Source organism: Nocardioides sp. JS614, from assembly GCF_000015265.1.
GTDB lineage: Bacteria > Actinomycetota > Actinomycetes > Propionibacteriales > Nocardioidaceae > Nocardioides.
Map to the genome: position 1 here is coordinate 4,971,113 of NC_008699.1, position 14,759 is coordinate 4,985,871.

General features: G+C 73.0%; 17 protein-coding genes. 8 read left to right on the top strand and 9 right to left on the bottom strand.

Features of this window, described 5'->3' with window-relative positions:
- Positions 1-55: 55 nt before the first annotated feature.
- The 5 genes from NOCA_RS27865 (at position 56) to trxA (ending at position 5,051) form a co-directional block, all read left to right on the top strand.
- Positions 56-1,924: a protein kinase family protein gene (locus NOCA_RS27865; RefSeq protein ID WP_011758107.1), complete on the top strand. Its 1,869-nt coding sequence runs from the start codon at positions 56-58 to the stop codon at positions 1,922-1,924.
- A 40-nt stretch (positions 1,925-1,964) separates the two neighbouring features.
- Complete coding sequence (gene sigM / locus NOCA_RS25175) at positions 1,965-2,666, top strand: RNA polymerase sigma factor SigM (RefSeq protein WP_011758108.1); 702 nt, start codon at positions 1,965-1,967, stop codon at positions 2,664-2,666.
- Between the two features lie 62 nt (positions 2,667-2,728).
- Positions 2,729-3,496, top strand: a complete 768-nt coding sequence (locus NOCA_RS25180; protein ID WP_011758109.1) for a hypothetical protein — start codon at positions 2,729-2,731, stop codon at positions 3,494-3,496.
- Positions 3,497-3,623: 127 nt separating this feature from the next.
- Positions 3,624-4,613, top strand: a complete 990-nt coding sequence (trxB, locus tag NOCA_RS25185; protein WP_011758110.1) for a thioredoxin-disulfide reductase — start codon at positions 3,624-3,626, stop codon at positions 4,611-4,613.
- Between the two features lie 111 nt (positions 4,614-4,724).
- A complete protein-coding gene (gene trxA / locus NOCA_RS25190) occupies positions 4,725-5,051 on the top strand; it encodes a thioredoxin (protein ID WP_011758111.1) in 327 nt (108 codons plus the stop codon).
- Between the two features lie 106 nt (positions 5,052-5,157).
- Here trxA and NOCA_RS25195 read toward each other — a convergent pair whose 3' ends face one another.
- On the bottom strand, positions 5,158-5,832 hold the full coding sequence (locus NOCA_RS25195; protein ID WP_011758112.1) for a GNAT family N-acetyltransferase: 675 nt from the start codon (positions 5,830-5,832) through the stop codon (positions 5,158-5,160).
- A gap of 67 nt (positions 5,833-5,899) precedes the next feature.
- Here NOCA_RS25195 and NOCA_RS25200 point away from each other — a divergent pair, with 67 nt between their 5' ends.
- Genes NOCA_RS25200 through NOCA_RS25210 form a run of 3 tightly spaced genes read left to right on the top strand, consistent with a single transcriptional unit; the run spans position 5,900 to position 8,991 of the window.
- Positions 5,900-7,219, top strand: coding sequence for an aminotransferase-like domain-containing protein (locus NOCA_RS25200; RefSeq protein WP_011758113.1), 1,320 nt, complete (start codon positions 5,900-5,902; stop codon positions 7,217-7,219).
- Positions 7,220-7,241: 22 nt separating this feature from the next.
- On the top strand, positions 7,242-8,213 hold the full coding sequence (locus NOCA_RS25205) for a D-alanine--D-alanine ligase family protein (protein WP_011758114.1): 972 nt from the start codon (positions 7,242-7,244) through the stop codon (positions 8,211-8,213).
- Position 8,214: 1 nt separating this feature from the next.
- A complete protein-coding gene (locus NOCA_RS25210; protein WP_011758115.1) occupies positions 8,215-8,991 on the top strand; it encodes a lysophospholipid acyltransferase family protein in 777 nt (258 codons plus the stop codon).
- Between the two features lie 34 nt (positions 8,992-9,025).
- Here NOCA_RS25210 and NOCA_RS25215 read toward each other — a convergent pair whose 3' ends face one another.
- The 8 genes from NOCA_RS25215 to rpmH all read right to left on the bottom strand — a co-directional run bounded on the left by NOCA_RS25215 (position 9,026) and on the right by rpmH (position 14,297).
- Positions 9,026-9,982, bottom strand: coding sequence for a ParB/RepB/Spo0J family partition protein (locus NOCA_RS25215; protein WP_011758116.1), 957 nt, complete (start codon positions 9,980-9,982; stop codon positions 9,026-9,028).
- Positions 9,982-10,920: a ParA family protein gene (locus tag NOCA_RS25220; protein ID WP_274378268.1), complete on the bottom strand. Its 939-nt coding sequence runs from the start codon at positions 10,918-10,920 to the stop codon at positions 9,982-9,984. Before NOCA_RS25220 ends, NOCA_RS25215 begins: the two co-directional genes overlap by 1 nt.
- A gap of 143 nt (positions 10,921-11,063) precedes the next feature.
- Complete coding sequence (gene rsmG, locus NOCA_RS25225) at positions 11,064-11,816, bottom strand: 16S rRNA (guanine(527)-N(7))-methyltransferase RsmG (protein WP_011758118.1); 753 nt, start codon at positions 11,814-11,816, stop codon at positions 11,064-11,066.
- Positions 11,817-11,826: 10 nt separating this feature from the next.
- A complete protein-coding gene (locus NOCA_RS25230; protein WP_011758119.1) occupies positions 11,827-12,405 on the bottom strand; it encodes a Jag family protein in 579 nt (192 codons plus the stop codon).
- Positions 12,402-13,460: a membrane protein insertase YidC gene (yidC, locus tag NOCA_RS25235; protein WP_238383525.1), complete on the bottom strand. Its 1,059-nt coding sequence runs from the start codon at positions 13,458-13,460 to the stop codon at positions 12,402-12,404. The genes NOCA_RS25230 and yidC overlap by 4 nt, the downstream gene beginning before the upstream one ends.
- 36 nt (positions 13,461-13,496) lie before the next feature.
- Positions 13,497-13,775 (bottom strand): membrane protein insertion efficiency factor YidD, encoded by a 279-nt coding sequence (yidD, locus tag NOCA_RS25240; protein ID WP_011758121.1) that lies wholly within the window; start codon positions 13,773-13,775, stop codon positions 13,497-13,499.
- The gene (rnpA, locus tag NOCA_RS25245) at positions 13,772-14,125 is read right to left on the bottom strand and encodes a ribonuclease P protein component (RefSeq protein ID WP_011758122.1); all 354 of its coding nucleotides are present in this window, start codon (positions 14,123-14,125) and stop codon (positions 13,772-13,774) included. The genes yidD and rnpA overlap by 4 nt, the downstream gene beginning before the upstream one ends.
- Before the next feature lie 34 nt (positions 14,126-14,159).
- The gene (rpmH, locus tag NOCA_RS25250; RefSeq protein WP_011758123.1) at positions 14,160-14,297 is read right to left on the bottom strand and encodes a 50S ribosomal protein L34; all 138 of its coding nucleotides are present in this window, start codon (positions 14,295-14,297) and stop codon (positions 14,160-14,162) included.
- Positions 14,298-14,759: the final 462 nt, after the last annotated feature.

Sequence of the window (14,759 nt, forward strand, 5' to 3'; positions counted from 1 at the left end):
CTGGGCCCTCCGACCTGCACGCCGAACCCCCGCCGACCCCAGGAAAGTGAGCTGAGTGCCGAGCTCGATCCGGCCCGGCGACGTGCTCGCCGACCGCTACCGACTGGTCGACCTGCTCGCCGAGAGCAGTGGCGGCCGGTTCTGGCGAGCCCACGACAAGGTGCTCGAGCGGCACGTCGCCCTGCACACCATCGCGGAGGACGACGAGCGCGCCGGCGCCCTGCTGGAGGCGGCCCGGCGCTCCGCCATGGTGCACGACCGGCGGCTGCTCCGCGTGCTCGACGCGGACCGCACCAACGGGCTGGTCTACGTCGTCAACGAGTGGGGCTCGGGCGACTCCCTCGACATCATGCTGACCAACGAGGGCCCGCTCGGCGCGCGGCGGGCCGCCTGGCTGGTCTCCGAGGTCGCCGCGTCGATCGCCGTCGGGCACGAGGCGGGCGTGGCCCACGGCCGGCTGGTGCCCGAGAACGTGCTGGTCGACCACGGCGGCGCCGTACGCATCATCGGCTTCGCCGTCGACGCCGCGCTGCATGGACTGCCACCGGGCCGGGCCTCCACCGACGTCCGCGACCTGGGCGGCGTGCTCTACAGCGCACTGACCGGCAAGTGGGCCGGTACGTCGCCCTCCGCCGTCCCGCGGGCACCCGTCGACCAGGGCCGGGTGCTGCGGCCCCGGCAGGTGCGCGCCGGCATCCCGCGGCCCCTGGACGCGCTGTGCGACGAGGTGATCAACCCCTACGCCGGCGGCTGGGGCGCCCGGCTGCGCGAGACCCACGACCTGGCGACCGCGGCCGGGATCGGCGACTTCCTCGCGGAGTTCGTCGGCGACCCGACCGGGCTGGTCGAGGCCGAGGCCGCCGCCGGCCACCGCGACACCGAGACGATCTCGCTGCCCGCGATCACCGATCCGCCGGTCCGCCTCCCCGAGCCCGAGCCCGAGCCCGCGCCCGAGCCGGAGCCGGGGCCCGCGCCCGAGCCCGAGCCGGAGCCGGGGCCCGACGCGGAGCCCGATCCCGGCCCCGCGCGCGGCTCGACCGAGCTGCCCACCCAGGCCGGGATGCCGATCTTCGACGACGAGAACGACGACGTCTCCTGGATCGCCGCGCGGTCCGAGCCGGCGCCCCCACCTCCGCCGTTCGAGGATCCGCCCGAACGGCCCCTGTTCGCTCCCGAGCCCATCGAAGGGCCGGCCCGGCGACCGCGGCACCCGGTCCCCCACGGCAGCGGCGGGTCCTTCTGGCCGTGGGACGACGACGCGCCCTCCGGCACCGGCCCGATCCTCGCCGACCCTCCCGAGGACGAGGGCGTCCCCGGCCGCAGCTGGCTGCGGCTGGCCGCCGTGATCGGCGGGTGCCTGCTGCTGCTCGTCGCGATCGTGGTCGCGTTCAACCTCGGGCGCGGGCGCACCCCCCTCGGCGCCGTACCCGACGACGGTGGTGAGAGCGGCCCGAGCAGCCCGGCGACCAGCGGTGCCGCGGCGCCGATCACCGGAGTGACCGCGACCGACCTCGACCCGCAGGGTGACCCGCCGGAGGAGAACCCCGACCTCACCGGGCTCGCGGTGGACGGCGACCCGGGCACGGCGTGGCGGACCATGACCTACCTGCAGAACTTCGGCCCCGGCGGCCTGAAGACCGGTGCCGGCCTGGTCCTCGACCTGGGTGCGGAGCACGCGGTGAGCACGGTGGACCTGAGCTTCGTCGGCGCCCCGACCGGGTACTCGCTCTACCTCGGCGACCAGGCACCGGACGCCGTTGCCGGGCTGACCCCGGTCGCCACCGGCACCGCCGACGGACCGCGGGCCCGGGTGAGCCTCGACGCCGGCTCGTCGGGGCGCTACCTGACCGTCTGGCTCACCTCGCTGCCCGCCATCGCCGACGGCTTCCGCGGCGAGGTCGCCGAGGTGACGGTGCGCGGATGACCGGCCGATGAGTACCCGATGAGCGCCCGATGAGCGCCCGATGAGCATGGACCACGCCGGGCCCGGCGACCAGGCCACCGACCAGGACCTGCTGCGCGCCCACGTCGACGGCGACCCGGACGCCTTCGGGCTGCTGTTCGCCCGGCACCGCGACCGGCTCTGGGCGGTGGCGGTGCGCACGATGGGGAACCGGGAGGACGCCGCGGACGGGCTCCAGGACGGCCTGGTCGCGGCGTACCGCCGGGCGGGCACCTTCCGCGGCGACGCCGCCGTGACCACCTGGCTGCACCGGGTCGTGGTCAACGCGTGCCTGGACCGGCTGCGGGCGGCGAAGGTGCGCCGGGCGGAGGCGCTGCCCGACGACCTCGAGGAGTACCGCGACCGCGGCTCCACGGCGTCGTCGACGCCCGCGACCGAGGACCCGGCGGACCTCGCGGTGCGCGACGAGCGGCGGCGCCTGGTGCTCGCGGCGCTCGCGACGCTGCCGGACGAGCAGCGCGCGGCGCTCGTGCTGGTCGACATGGAGGGCTACCCGGTCGCCGAGGCCGCCCAGGTGCTGGACTGCGCCGTGGGCACCGTCAAGTCCCGCTGCTCCCGGGGCCGGGCCCGGCTCGCCGAGGTGTTGGCCCCGCTGCTCGCCGACCCCGCCGGTGACCCGGGACACGCCGAGCCGGGGAACCCGCCTGCGCTGCGGTCCGTCGAATCCCACGACGCACCTCGGGGGCCACCGGACGCGACCTGACCGACGTCCACGCCACAGCCCACACCAGAGCCACGCCAGCATCCCGAGGAGGTGAGAACCCCATGGCAGACGAACCCGAGCTCACGCCGCAGGAGGAGCAGGTGCGCCGACTGCTCGCCGAGGCCCGGCACACCGAGCCGATGCCGGACGACGTCGTCGCCCGGCTCGACGGGGTGCTCGCCGACCTCGGCCCCGACCGCGCGGGCGCCAGCGACCGCGGCACCCGCGTCCCGGCGTCCGCACCCGTCGACCTGGCCGGCGCCCGGCGGCGCCGTACCGTGCGGAACCTGCTGGTCGCGGCGGCCGCGGTCGTCGCGGTCGGGATCGGTCTCAACGAGGTGGACCTCACCGTCTCCGGTGGGGACGGGGACTCCGCGTCGTCCGCCACCAGCGACAGCATCGGCCCCGATTCCGGGGCCGGGTCCGGTGAGCGCAGTGCCGCGGCAGGCGAGGCGGACCAGCCGGAGGCCGCAGTGCCCAGCGCGGCCGGCGACGGGGACTCCTTCCTCGGGGGCCAGGCACCGGTGCGGCTCACCTCCGAGCGGTTCGGCCCCCAGGTGCGCCGGCTCCAGGCCCAGGAGCGGGACGCCGCGCTGTACGGCACGACGACCAGCCAGTCCGGCGCGAGGCCGGGGCGCAATGAGCTCGACGCGTTCCGCGGCTCCTGCTCGACCGAGGGCTGGGGCGCCGGGCGCCGGGTCGCGGTGCGGTACGACGGCGATCTCGGCGCGCTGGTGTTCCGGCACGCCCGCGGGGAGACCCAGGTCGTCGACCTCTACCTGTGCGGCAGCGACCAGCCGGCGCGCTCGATCACGTTGCCCGCGCGCTGAACGCTCCGCGGCCGCGCCGGCAGCCGGCGCCGGGCGCCTCGAGAGCGGGAAGATTCCTCACCTACGATCGGTTCTACCAGCGCAGGTCCACTGCACCGAACCCATCTCCGAGGGAGTGTCGTCCTCCATGTCAGACGTCCGCAACGTGATCGTCATCGGCTCCGGCCCGTCCGGCTACACCGCCGCCCTCTACACCGCCCGAGCCAACCTCACGCCGCTGGTCTTCGAGGGCTCGGTGACCGCCGGTGGCGCGCTGATGAACACCACCGAGGTCGAGAACTTCCCCGGCTTCCGCGACGGCATCATGGGTCCGGCGCTGATGGACGAGATGCGCGCCCAGGCCGAGCGGTTCGGCGCCGAGCTGGTCGCCGACGACGTCGTCGAGGTCGACCTGACCGGTGACCTGAAGATCGTCCGGACCGCCACCGACACCTACACCGCGCGCGCGGTGATCCTGGCGATGGGCTCGGGCTACCGCAGGCTGGGTCTGCCCCGGGAGACCGAGCTGTCCGGCCGCGGCGTCTCCTGGTGCGCGACCTGCGACGGCTTCTTCTTCCGCGACCAGCACATCGCGGTCGTCGGCGGCGGCGACTCCGCCATCGAGGAGGCGACCTTCCTCACCCGCTTCGGGTCCAAGGTCTCCCTCATCGTGCGCCGCGACGAGCTGCGCGCCTCCAAGATCATGCAGGAGCGGGCCTTCGCCGACCCGAAGCTGGAGATCCTCTGGAACTCGGTGGTCGAGGAGATCAACGGCGAGGATCGACTGGAGTCGCTCACCCTGCGCGACACCGTGACCGGCGAGACCCGCAACCTGCCCGCGACCGGCCTGTTCATCGCGATCGGGCATGACCCCCGCTCGGAGCTGCTCGGCGGACAGGTCGACCTCGACGAGAACGGCTACGTGATCGCCAGCCACCCCTCCACCGGCACCAACCTGCCCGGCGTGTTCGCGGCCGGCGACCTGGTCGACCACCACTACCGGCAGGCGATCACCGCCGCCGGCACGGGTTGTGCCGCGGCCCTGGACGCGGAGCGCTACCTCGCCGAGCTGGACCACGCGGCCTCCGGTCCGCTCGAGGCCCAGGCCCGGGCGGACGCGGAGATGGCCGGCGCCTGAGTGACCGGACACCCCCTCCGGGCATCGCGTCGCGGTGCGGCGGGGAACATCCGTCCCCGGCGTGGTGTTCGATACCTGTAGACCTCCGAGTTCATCAAGAAGGGAACGCCCGTGGGCAACATCGCAGCCGTCACCGACGCCGAGTTCGAGGCGCAGGTGCTCAAGTCCGACAAGCCGGTCCTCGTGGACTTCTGGGCCGAGTGGTGCGGCCCGTGCCGCCAGGTCGCCCCGATCCTCGACGAGATCGCGACGTCCCACGGGGACAAGATCACGTTCCTGAAGATGAACGTCGACGAGAACCCGGTCACGCCGTCGTCCTACCGGGTCACCGGCATCCCGACGATCAACGTCTACCAGGGCGGCGAGGTCGTGAAGAGCATCGTCGGCGCCCGCCCCAAGGCCGCGATCCTCAACGAGCTCTCGGAGTTCATCGCCTGATCCCGCTCAGTCCTTCTGCGGCCCGTCAGCATCGCTGACGGGCCGCAGCGTCTGTACGGCCGGGGCTACCGCTCGCGGCGGCGACCCCAAACCGGCGTGCCTACCCTCAGGGCGATCCCGCGGCCCCGCGCGGCGACGAAGTCGATGCGCGAGACGCGGCCTTGGGGGCGGGCGGGCGCGCGGGCTTCGGAGCGGGTCGCATCACCCCGACCAGCCGCTCCAGCGCGGCCTCGACCTCGTCCTTCCAGCTCAGCGCCATTCGCAGGTCCATCCGCATCCGTGGCGTCGTGACGTGCGCCCGGTGGGTCTTGAAGCCCACGCTGCCCAGGAAGTCGACGGGCAGCAGGCAGCGGCCGCTGCGGCCGGCCGTGTCGCCGAAGGCCTCGACCGCACCGACGCCGCCACGCTGGACCAGGTCTCGGGCCATGCCCTGCACCAGCATCCGGCCGAGGCCGCCGCCGCGCAGCGCCGGCGCGACGTACGCCATGGTGAGCAGGACGGCGTCCGGTGAGATCGGCGCCGTCGGGAACCCCGCGGCGCCCGGCAGGAACGCCTCCGGGGCGTAGATCAGGTACCCGACCGGGACGTCGTCGACGAGGGCGACCCGGCCACAGGAGCCCCACTCGCGCAGCACCTCCGAGACCCAGGCGTCCTTGGCGGCAGCCGGCTCCTCGACCCGCTCCCGGCGGACCGGGTCCAGCTCCCAGAACAGGCACGAGCGGCACGGGGTGTCGAAGGTGTCGAGGTGGTCCAGGGTGAGCCGGACGATCTTGCGAGACACGAAACACCTCCCACACCTCGGTCCCGGTGCTGCGGCGCGACGCCGCATCCTTCATGCTAGACGGGTCATGGAGAGCCAGCCCGTCCGCGCGACCACCCGCCTCGACTCCTACGTCGACCGGTACGCCGCGCGCACGGCCGGGATGACGGCCTCGGAGATCCGGGCGCTGTTCTCGGTGGCGTCGCGGCCCGAGGTGGTCTCCCTGGCCGGCGGGATGCCGAACATCTCCGGGCTGCCGCTCGACGTGGTCGGCGGCGCCATCTCCGAGCTGGTCGCCACCCAGGGCCCGGTCGCGATGCAGTACGGCTCCGGCCAGGGCGTGCCGGAGCTGCGCGAGCAGATCTGTGACGTGATGCGGCTCGAGGGCATCGACGCGCACCCCGACGACGTGGTGGTCACCGTCGGGTCGCAGCAGGCGGTCGACCTGGTCACCCGGATCTTCTGCGACCCCGGGGACGTCGTGATCTGCGAGGCCCCGTCGTACGTCGGCGCGCTCGGGGTGTTCAAGGCCTACCAGTGCGACGTCGTGCATGCCGAGATGGACGCGGACGGCCTGGTCCCCGACGCACTGCGTCAGGCCATCGCGGTCACCAAGGCGGCCGGCAAGAGGATCAAGTTCCTCTACACGATCCCGAACTTCCACAACCCGGCCGGCGTCACGTTGTCCGCGGCCCGGCGCCAGGAGGTGCTGGAGATCTGCCGCACCGAGGACATCTTGGTGCTCGAGGACAACCCCTACGGTCTGCTCGGGTTCAGCGGCGAACCGATGCGCGCGCTGCGCGCGGACGAGGCCGAGGGCGTGATCTACCTCGGCTCGTTCTCCAAGACCTTCGCCCCCGGCTTCCGGGTCGGCTGGGCGCTGGCCCCGCACGCGGTCCGCGAGAAGCTGGTGCTGGCCCAGGAGTCGGCGACCCTGTGCCCGCCGCAGTTCTCGCAGATGGCGGTCTCGGCGTACCTCTCCGGCCACGACTGGCAGGGCCAGATCAAGCAGTTCCGGGAGATGTACCGCGAGCGCCGGGACGCGATGGTCCAGGCGCTCGACGACCTGATGCCGGCGGCGTGCCGCTGGAACGTCCCGGACGGCGGCTTCTACGTCTGGCTCACGCTGCCCCCCGGGATCGACGCCAAGGCGATGCTGCCCCGCGCCGTCACCGCCCGGGTCGCCTACGTCCCCGGCACGGCGTTCTTCGCCGACGGGTTCGGCTCGGGCTCGATGCGGCTGTCGTTCTGCTACCCGACGCCCGAGCGGATCCGCGAGGGCGTACGCCGGCTGGCGGGCGTGCTCGAGGCGGAGATGGAGCTGCGCGAGACGTTCGGGGCCAGCGCCCCGACCCGCGAGCTCGAGGGCCGCAGCGGGTACGACGCCCCCAGCTCGGACCTGACCTGATCCTCTCGTGACTGGAGAACACGTGGCGCCGACAAGCACGACCACCGGGCACGTCCTGGTCCTGGCCGGCGGGCTCTCCCACGAGCGCGACGTGTCGCTGCGTTCGGGGCGCCGGGTCGCCGAGGCGCTGCGCGCGACCGGCCTGGAGGTCACCGAGCGCGACGTGGACGCCAGCCTGCTGGCCACTCTGCGCGACGAGCGCCCCGACTGCGTGGTCCCGATGCTGCACGGCGAGACCGGCGAGGACGGCGCGATCCGCGAGATCCTCGAGCTCCTCGGCGTCCCGTACGTCGGCGCCCCGCCGGCCGCTTGCCGGGTCGCGTTCGACAAGCCGGTGGCCAAGGCCGTGGTGGCGCGCGCCGGCGTCCTGACGCCGGAGTCGGTGTGCCTGCCGCACGAGACCTTCCGCGAGCTCGGCGCGGGCGCGGTGATGGCGGCGCTGGTCGACCGGCTGGGCCTGCCGCTGATGGTCAAGCCGACCCGCAGCGGCTCGGCGCTGGGCTGCACCGTGGTCCGCACGGCCGAGCAGCTGCCGGCCGCGATGGTCAGCGCGTTCGCCTACGGCGACGTCGCGCTGCTCGAGCGCTTCGTCCCCGGCATGGAGGTCGCGGTGCCGGTCGTCGACGACGGCTCAGGTGCCCGCGCCCTGCCCGCGGTCGCGATCCAGCCGGACGGCGGCGTCTACGACTACACCGCTCGCTACACCGCCGGCGCCACCGAGTTCGTCACTCCCGCGCCGCTGTCGGAGGAGCTCGCCGCGGAGGTGGCGCGGGTCGCGCTGCTGGCCCACGAGGTCCTGGGCCTGCGCGACGTCTCGCGCTCGGACCTGATCATCGACCACGAGGGCCGGGTGTGGTTCCTGGAGGTCAACGTCGCCCCGGGATTCACCGAGACCTCCACTGTCCCGCTGGCGATCCAGGCGGCCGGCCTGGACCTCGGGAAGGTCTGCGCCTCGATGGTGCAGGCGGCCGCGGCGCGCGACGGTCGGCCCTGACGTGCGCGACCTGACCTACCCGCCGATCATCGCGGCGGCGAAGCTCGGCTTCCGGCTGCTCGGGCAGCGGATCGTGCTGTCCGGCACCGAGCACGTCCCGCGCAGCGGCGGCGTCCTGCTGGCCTGCAACCACATCGGCTACGTCGACTTCGTGTACGGCGGCCTGGCCGCGAACCCGTCCGGGCGGCTGGTGCGGTTCATGGCCAAGCGGGAGATCTTCGACCACCCGGTCGGCGGCCCGGTGATGCGTTCGATGCACCACATCGAGGTGGACCGCGGCGAGGGGCTCGCCTCGTTCCACACGGCGGTCGAGTACCTGCGCGGCGGCGAGGCGGTCGGCATCTTCCCGGAGGCCACGATCTCGCGGGCGATGGAGCTCAAGGAGTTCAAGACGGGAGCCGTCCGGATCGCCGCGGCCGCGGGCGTCCCGCTCCTGCCCGTCGTCTTGTGGGGCACCCAGCGGATGCTCACCAAGGATCACCCACGCGATCTCTCCCGCGGCAAGACGATCGCGATCCGGGTCGGCGCACCGCTGCAGCCCACCGGAGCGGACCCGGTCGCCGAGACCGCCGAGCTCAAGGCCAGGATGGCCGGGCTGCTCGACGAGGCGATCCGGTCCTACCCCGCCGAGGAGCAGCCTCCTGGCTCGTGGTGGCTGCCGGCGTCGTACGGCGGCGGCGCCCCGACCCTCGAGGAGGCCGCGGGCCTCGACGCGGAGGAGAAGCGCCGCCGCGCCGCCCGCCGGGCCGCTCGGACTGAGGACGATAAGTCGACATAGCGACTTATCGTCAGGTCGACTGGTCGACTGGTGGTCAGATCGGCCGGTCCGTGCGGTTGCGCGGGTCCATGATGTCCACGATCCGGCGCAGGTCGTCCAGCGAGGCGAACTCGACGGTGATCTTCCCCTTGGTCCGGCCCAGGTCCACCTTCACCCGGGTCTCGAGGCGGTCCGAGAGCCGCTCGGCCAGGTCCGCGAGCCCGGGCGCGACCGGCTTGGCCCGTGCCGCCCGGGGGGCCGGGGCGCCGACGTCGCGCAGCGCCACGATCTCCTCCAGGCCGCGGACGCTGATCCCCTCGGCGACCACCCGCTGGGCCAGCCGGTCCTGGAGCTCGGGGTCCTCGATCGCCAGCAGCGATCGGGCGTGGCCGGCGGAGAGCACTCCGGCGGCGACCCGGCGCTGCACGGCCGGGCTGAGCTTGAGCAGCCGCAGCGTGTTGCTGATCTGGGGCCGGGACCGGCCGATCCGGCTGGCCAGCTCCTCGTGGGTGCAGCCGAAGTCCTCGAGCATCTGGGAGTAGGCCGCCGCCTCCTCCAGCGGGTTGAGCTGGGCGCGGTGCAGGTTCTCCAGCAGGGCGTCGCGGAGCATGTCGTCGTCGTCGGTCTCGCGGACGATCGCCGGGACGGTGTCCAGCCCCGCCTCCTGGGAGGCGCGCCAGCGCCGCTCCCCCATCACCAGCTCGTAGTCCTCGGGGCCGTGCCGGCGCACGACCACGGGTTGGAGCACGCCGATCTCGCGGATCGAGTGCACCAGCTCGGCCATCGCCTCCTCGTCGAAGACCTGGCGCGGCTGCACCCGGTTCGGCCGGATGTGGCCGACCGGGACCTCCGCGAAGTGCGCACCCAGCACCGGTGCCAGCTCCACCCCGGATCCGGGCGCCCGGCCGGCCGGCGCCGATCCGTCGTCGCGGTCGGCCTGGGGGGCGGTCGGGATCAGCGAGCCGAGCCCCCGGCCCAGGCCACGTCGCTGCGCGGGACGGTGCGTGCTCATCAGGCGACTCCCTTGATCGCGATCTCGCGCGCGGCCTCGAGGTAGGACAGCGCACCCGGCGAGCCCGGGTCGTAGGTCATCACGGTCTGGCCGTACGACGGCGCCTCGGAGACCCGGACCGAGCGCGGGATCGTGGTCTTGAGGACCTGGTCGCCGAAGTGATCACGCACCTCGTCGGCGACGCCGGCCGCGAGTCGGGTCCGGGCGTCGTACATCGTGACCAGGATCGTCGAGACATCCAGCGCCGGGTTCAGGTGGGCCTTGACCATCTCCACGGTCTCCAGCAGCTGGCCCAGGCCCTCGAGCGCGTAGTACTCGGCCTGGATCGGGATCATCATCTCGTTGCCCGCGACCAGCGCGTTGAGCGTGAGCAGGCCCAGCGAGGGCGGGCAGTCGATGAAGACGTAGTCCAGGCGGTCCTCGCCGAGCTCGGCAGCGGTCCCGACCTGGGGGTGGCCGACGATGGCCTTGCGCAGCCGGCTCTCGCGGGCCACGACGGAGACCAGCTCGATCTCCGCGCCCGCGAGGTCGATGGTCGCGGGGACCACGGTCAGGTTCTCGACCTCGGGGCTCTCGGTGGCCACCTCTGCCAGCGGCACGCCGTCGACCAGCGCGTCGTACGTCGAGGCCACGCCGCGCCGGTGCTCGACGCCCAGCGCGGTCGAGGCGTTGCCCTGGGGGTCCAGGTCGATGACCAGCACCCGCTGTCCCAGCTGGGCCAGGGCGGCGGCGACGTTCACGGTGGACGTGGTCTTCCCGACCCCGCCCTTCTGGTTGGCCACGACGAACACCCGGGTCGCCTCCGGTCGAGCCATCGCCGGACGCAGCCGGGCACCCTGGCGGGCCAGCACGACGTGCTCCGCGGCGCGCGCCAGCGGGGTCGCGTGGTCGTGGTCGAAGTCCGGAGCGGCGACGGCGATGTCGGCCGCGGTCCGCACCGGGTAGCCCCCGAGCGGACGGTCCGGCTCGGTTTCACGTGAAACAGCCCGGTGCTCGGCCTCGGCGGCGCCCTGTGGATCAACACCCCCATCCTGTGGAAATTGCCGCTCAGCCGGCGGCTCTGCACCGGTGGAAAACTCGCTCACGTGCCACGCCTCCGGTTCGATGTGCCGCGCGCGTGACCCGCGCGCCGCTGCTGCCCCCCGCGCTTCCGTGGTGCCGCAATCGGCCAAGATACCCGCCCCGGATCCGCCCAGACCACCCGGACCGCCACGGTCGGGGCGAGACCCAGGTCCGCCCCGAGGCTGAGCACCTCCGGGGTGGCGCATCCCCACCGCGCCAGCTCGGGGCCGGCGGCCGTGATCTCCTCGGCGACCGCCGAGCCCTTCATCGCCAGCAGGGCCCCGGTCGGCTCGACCAGGGGCATCGACCAGCCGAGCAGCCGGTCGAGGGGCGCCAGCGCCCGCGAGGTGACCACGGCGAACCGGCGGTCCCCGTGCAACGCTTCGGCCCGAGCGCGCAGCACCTCGACCCGGTCCAGGCCGAGCTCGGCGACGACCTCCTCCAAGAAGGTGGTCCGCCGCAACAGCGGTTCGACCAGGGTGACCCGGAGGTCGGGCCGGGCGATCGCGAGCACCACGCCCGGGAGGCCGGCCCCCGACCCCAGGTCGGCGACGGTTGCCTCGAGCGGGACCTGCTGGGCCAGCAGCGCGCAATTGAGCAGGTGCCGGTCCCAGAGCCGGGGCGTCTCTCGCGGACCGATCAGTCCGCGGACCACTCCGTCGCCCGCGAGCAGCTCCACGAACCGCTCCGCGAGCGACAACCGGTCAGACGCGAACACCCTCCGGGCCACGTCCGGCACGGAGGGTGTTTCACGTGAAACATCGTCGGTCATCGGGCGCCGATCAGGACGGAAGCACCACCACGCGCCGGCGCGGCTCGACGCCCTCGGACTCCGAGGTCAGCCCGGCCGCCGCCACGGCGTCGTGCACCACCTTGCGCTCGAAGGGCGACATCGGGTCCAGCGCGACGCTCTCCCCGCTCTCGCGCACCCGGGCCACGGTCTCCTCGGCCAGGTGGACCAGCTCGGCTCGCTTCTGCGCGCGGTAGCCGGAGATGTCGAGCATCAGCCGGGAGCGCTCGCCGGTCTCGCGGTACACCGCCAGCCGGGTCAGCTCCTGGAGCGCGTCGAGCACCTCACCCCGCGCGCCGACGAGCTGAGCGAGGTCGGCGCCCACGATCGACACCGCGGCCCGGTCCCCCTCCACGTCCATGTCCAGGTCGCCGTCCAGGTCGGCGATGTCGAGGAGCTCCTCGAGGTAATCGGCGGCGATGTCGCCTTCCTGCTCCAGCTGCTCCACCCGGGAGCCGCCCGACTCGCCCGTGCCGGAATCGTCCGCGTCGGCCGGCTCCGGACCGCCCGCCGCGTCCACGGCGATGTCGCCGGCCTGCGTGGTCTCGTCGCTCACTGCGTCCTCACTCACTGCTGCTCCCCCTCGGGGCTGGGCTTGGGCTTGGGCTGTCGGGACTTCTGCTGTCCCTTGGACTGCGGCTTGGACTGCGGCTTGGGCTGTGCCTGCTGCTGCCCCTTCGGTCGCGCAGGGTTGGCCGGCGTCGCGCCGGTCGCCTTCCGGCGCTGCTCGCGGGACTGCTTCTTCGGCTGCTGGCGCGGCTGCGGCCGGTTCTCGGTCTCGGCCTCGACCGCCGGGTCGGCCGTCTGCACCAAGCCGTGCCCGTGCCGGGCGGCCTTGGCCCGGTCGCGGTCGGCCTTGGCCTGGGCCGCCGCGGTCCCGGGGGCCGGGTTGTTCCGGATCACGTAGAACTGCTGGCCCATGGTCCACAGGTTCGACGTGGTCCAGTAGAAGAGCACCGCGACCGGGAACGCGATGCCACCGACGGCGAAGACGACCGGCAGGACGTACAGCAGCAGCTTCTGCTGCTGGGCGTAGGGCCCCGACAACGCGTCCGGCGGCATGTTCTTGCTCATCAGCTGCCGCTGGGTGGTGAACGTCGTGGCGGTCATGGCCAGCACCAGGATCGCGGCGACGACCATGACGGCCGTCGAGCCGTCGTTGCGCAGGAACGTGGCCTTCAGCGGCACGCTGAACAGGTCGGCGCTCTGGAAGCTCTCGGCCAGGTCCTTGGTGATGAAGGCCTTGCCGTCCCCGCGGGCGGCGTGCTTGTCGAGCAGCCGGAACAGCGCCAGGAAGATCGGCATCTGGATGATGAGCGGCAGGCACGAGGCGAACGGGTTGGTCCCGCTGTCCTTGTACAGCTTCATCGTCTCCTGGGCCAGGCGCTCCCGGTCGTGCCCGTACTTCTTCTGCAGCTCCTTGACCTTGGGCTGGATCAGCTGCATGTTGCGGCTGGACTTGATCTGCTTGACGAACAGCGGGATCAGCAGCGCGCGAACCGTGAGCGTGAGGCCGATGATCGACAGCACCCACACCAGGCCGCTGTCGCCGTCCAGCCCGATCGCGTCGAGCGCCGAGTGCCAGGCGACCAGCACCGCCGAGATCGCGTAGTAGAGCGGCGTCATGATGAAAGCGCCGATGTCGCCGAGGAATCCCACGGATCAGGCTCCTTGCTGGGTGGAGGGAGATGAGCCCGCGCGGCGGCGGGAAGATGCGGGAGGGACCGGGTCGTAGCCGCCGGCGGCCCACGGGTGGCACCGCACCAGGCGGCGGCCGGCCAGCCAGCTGCCCTTCAGGCTGCCGTGCGAGCGCACCGCCTCCAGGGCGTACGCCGAGCAGGAGGGGTGATAGCGGCAGACCTGTCCGTACAGCGGACTGATCAACAGCCGGTAGGCGCGTAGGAAGCCGATGAGCAGGTAGCGCACCGGGTCGTATCTCATCCGGTCACCTCCGCACCGACCCGCAGGAGGCAACGCTCGAGATCGCGCGCGAGTTCCGCCGCGCTGGCGTTCGCAGCCGGCGGCAGCGCACGGACCACGAGCACAGCAGAGCCCGGGAGCGACGAGACGTGCTCCCGGGCGAGGTGTCGGAGCCGGCGTTTCACCTGGTTGCGGATGACGGCGTTCCCCACCGCTCTGCTCACGACGAAGCCGACACGCGCCGGCTGCGAGGCAACTGGCTCACCGACCAGGAGGTGCACCACCAGGGTCTGCCGCCCGGCGCGTCGGCCCCGACGGATCGCCTCACGGAACGTGGCGCCGTCGCGGAGTCGGTGCGCCGCGGACAGCACGTGGCCGGGAGCAGCGAGCGGACGGGGTGGGCCGTCAGACGGCGAGGCTCTTGCGTCCCTTGCGGCGCCGCGAGGACAAGATCGCGCGGCCGGCACGGGTACGCATGCGCAGGCGGAAGCCGTGCACCTTGTGGCGACGGCGGTTGTTCGGCTGGTACGTACGCTTGCTCACGAGCTTCTCTCCATGTGGGTCAGGGCAGTCACGCCGGGCCGGAGCGGCAGTGCGGTGCCGTCGGGTCGGGATTCGGGACCCTGGGGCGCCTTTCGGCTGGCACCGCCCACCCACGAACCGGCCCGCGAGCGGGACTGCTCTTCGTGGACATGCGGCACCCGTCGACACCGGGTGACCGAGCAACGGTACGCGCTGGCGATCCACAGGGTCAAACCCGTGCGGAGCAGTTCCGCCGGCACCTGTGGATGACGGGTTGCCGCGCCCCGCCCCCGGTTGTTACGTTCAGTGAACCCGAGGTTCCCCGTCATCCTCGCAGTGCACCGGACCGGCTGGTCGTGTGACCCCCGCCACATCGGTAAGATCACGCCCCTGACCTGCAGAAACATCGATTCGTGCGGACTGTGGGATGACCTCGGGCCGGCTCTGTCCACAAGGACCGAGTCGGGTTCACAGCCTGTGGAC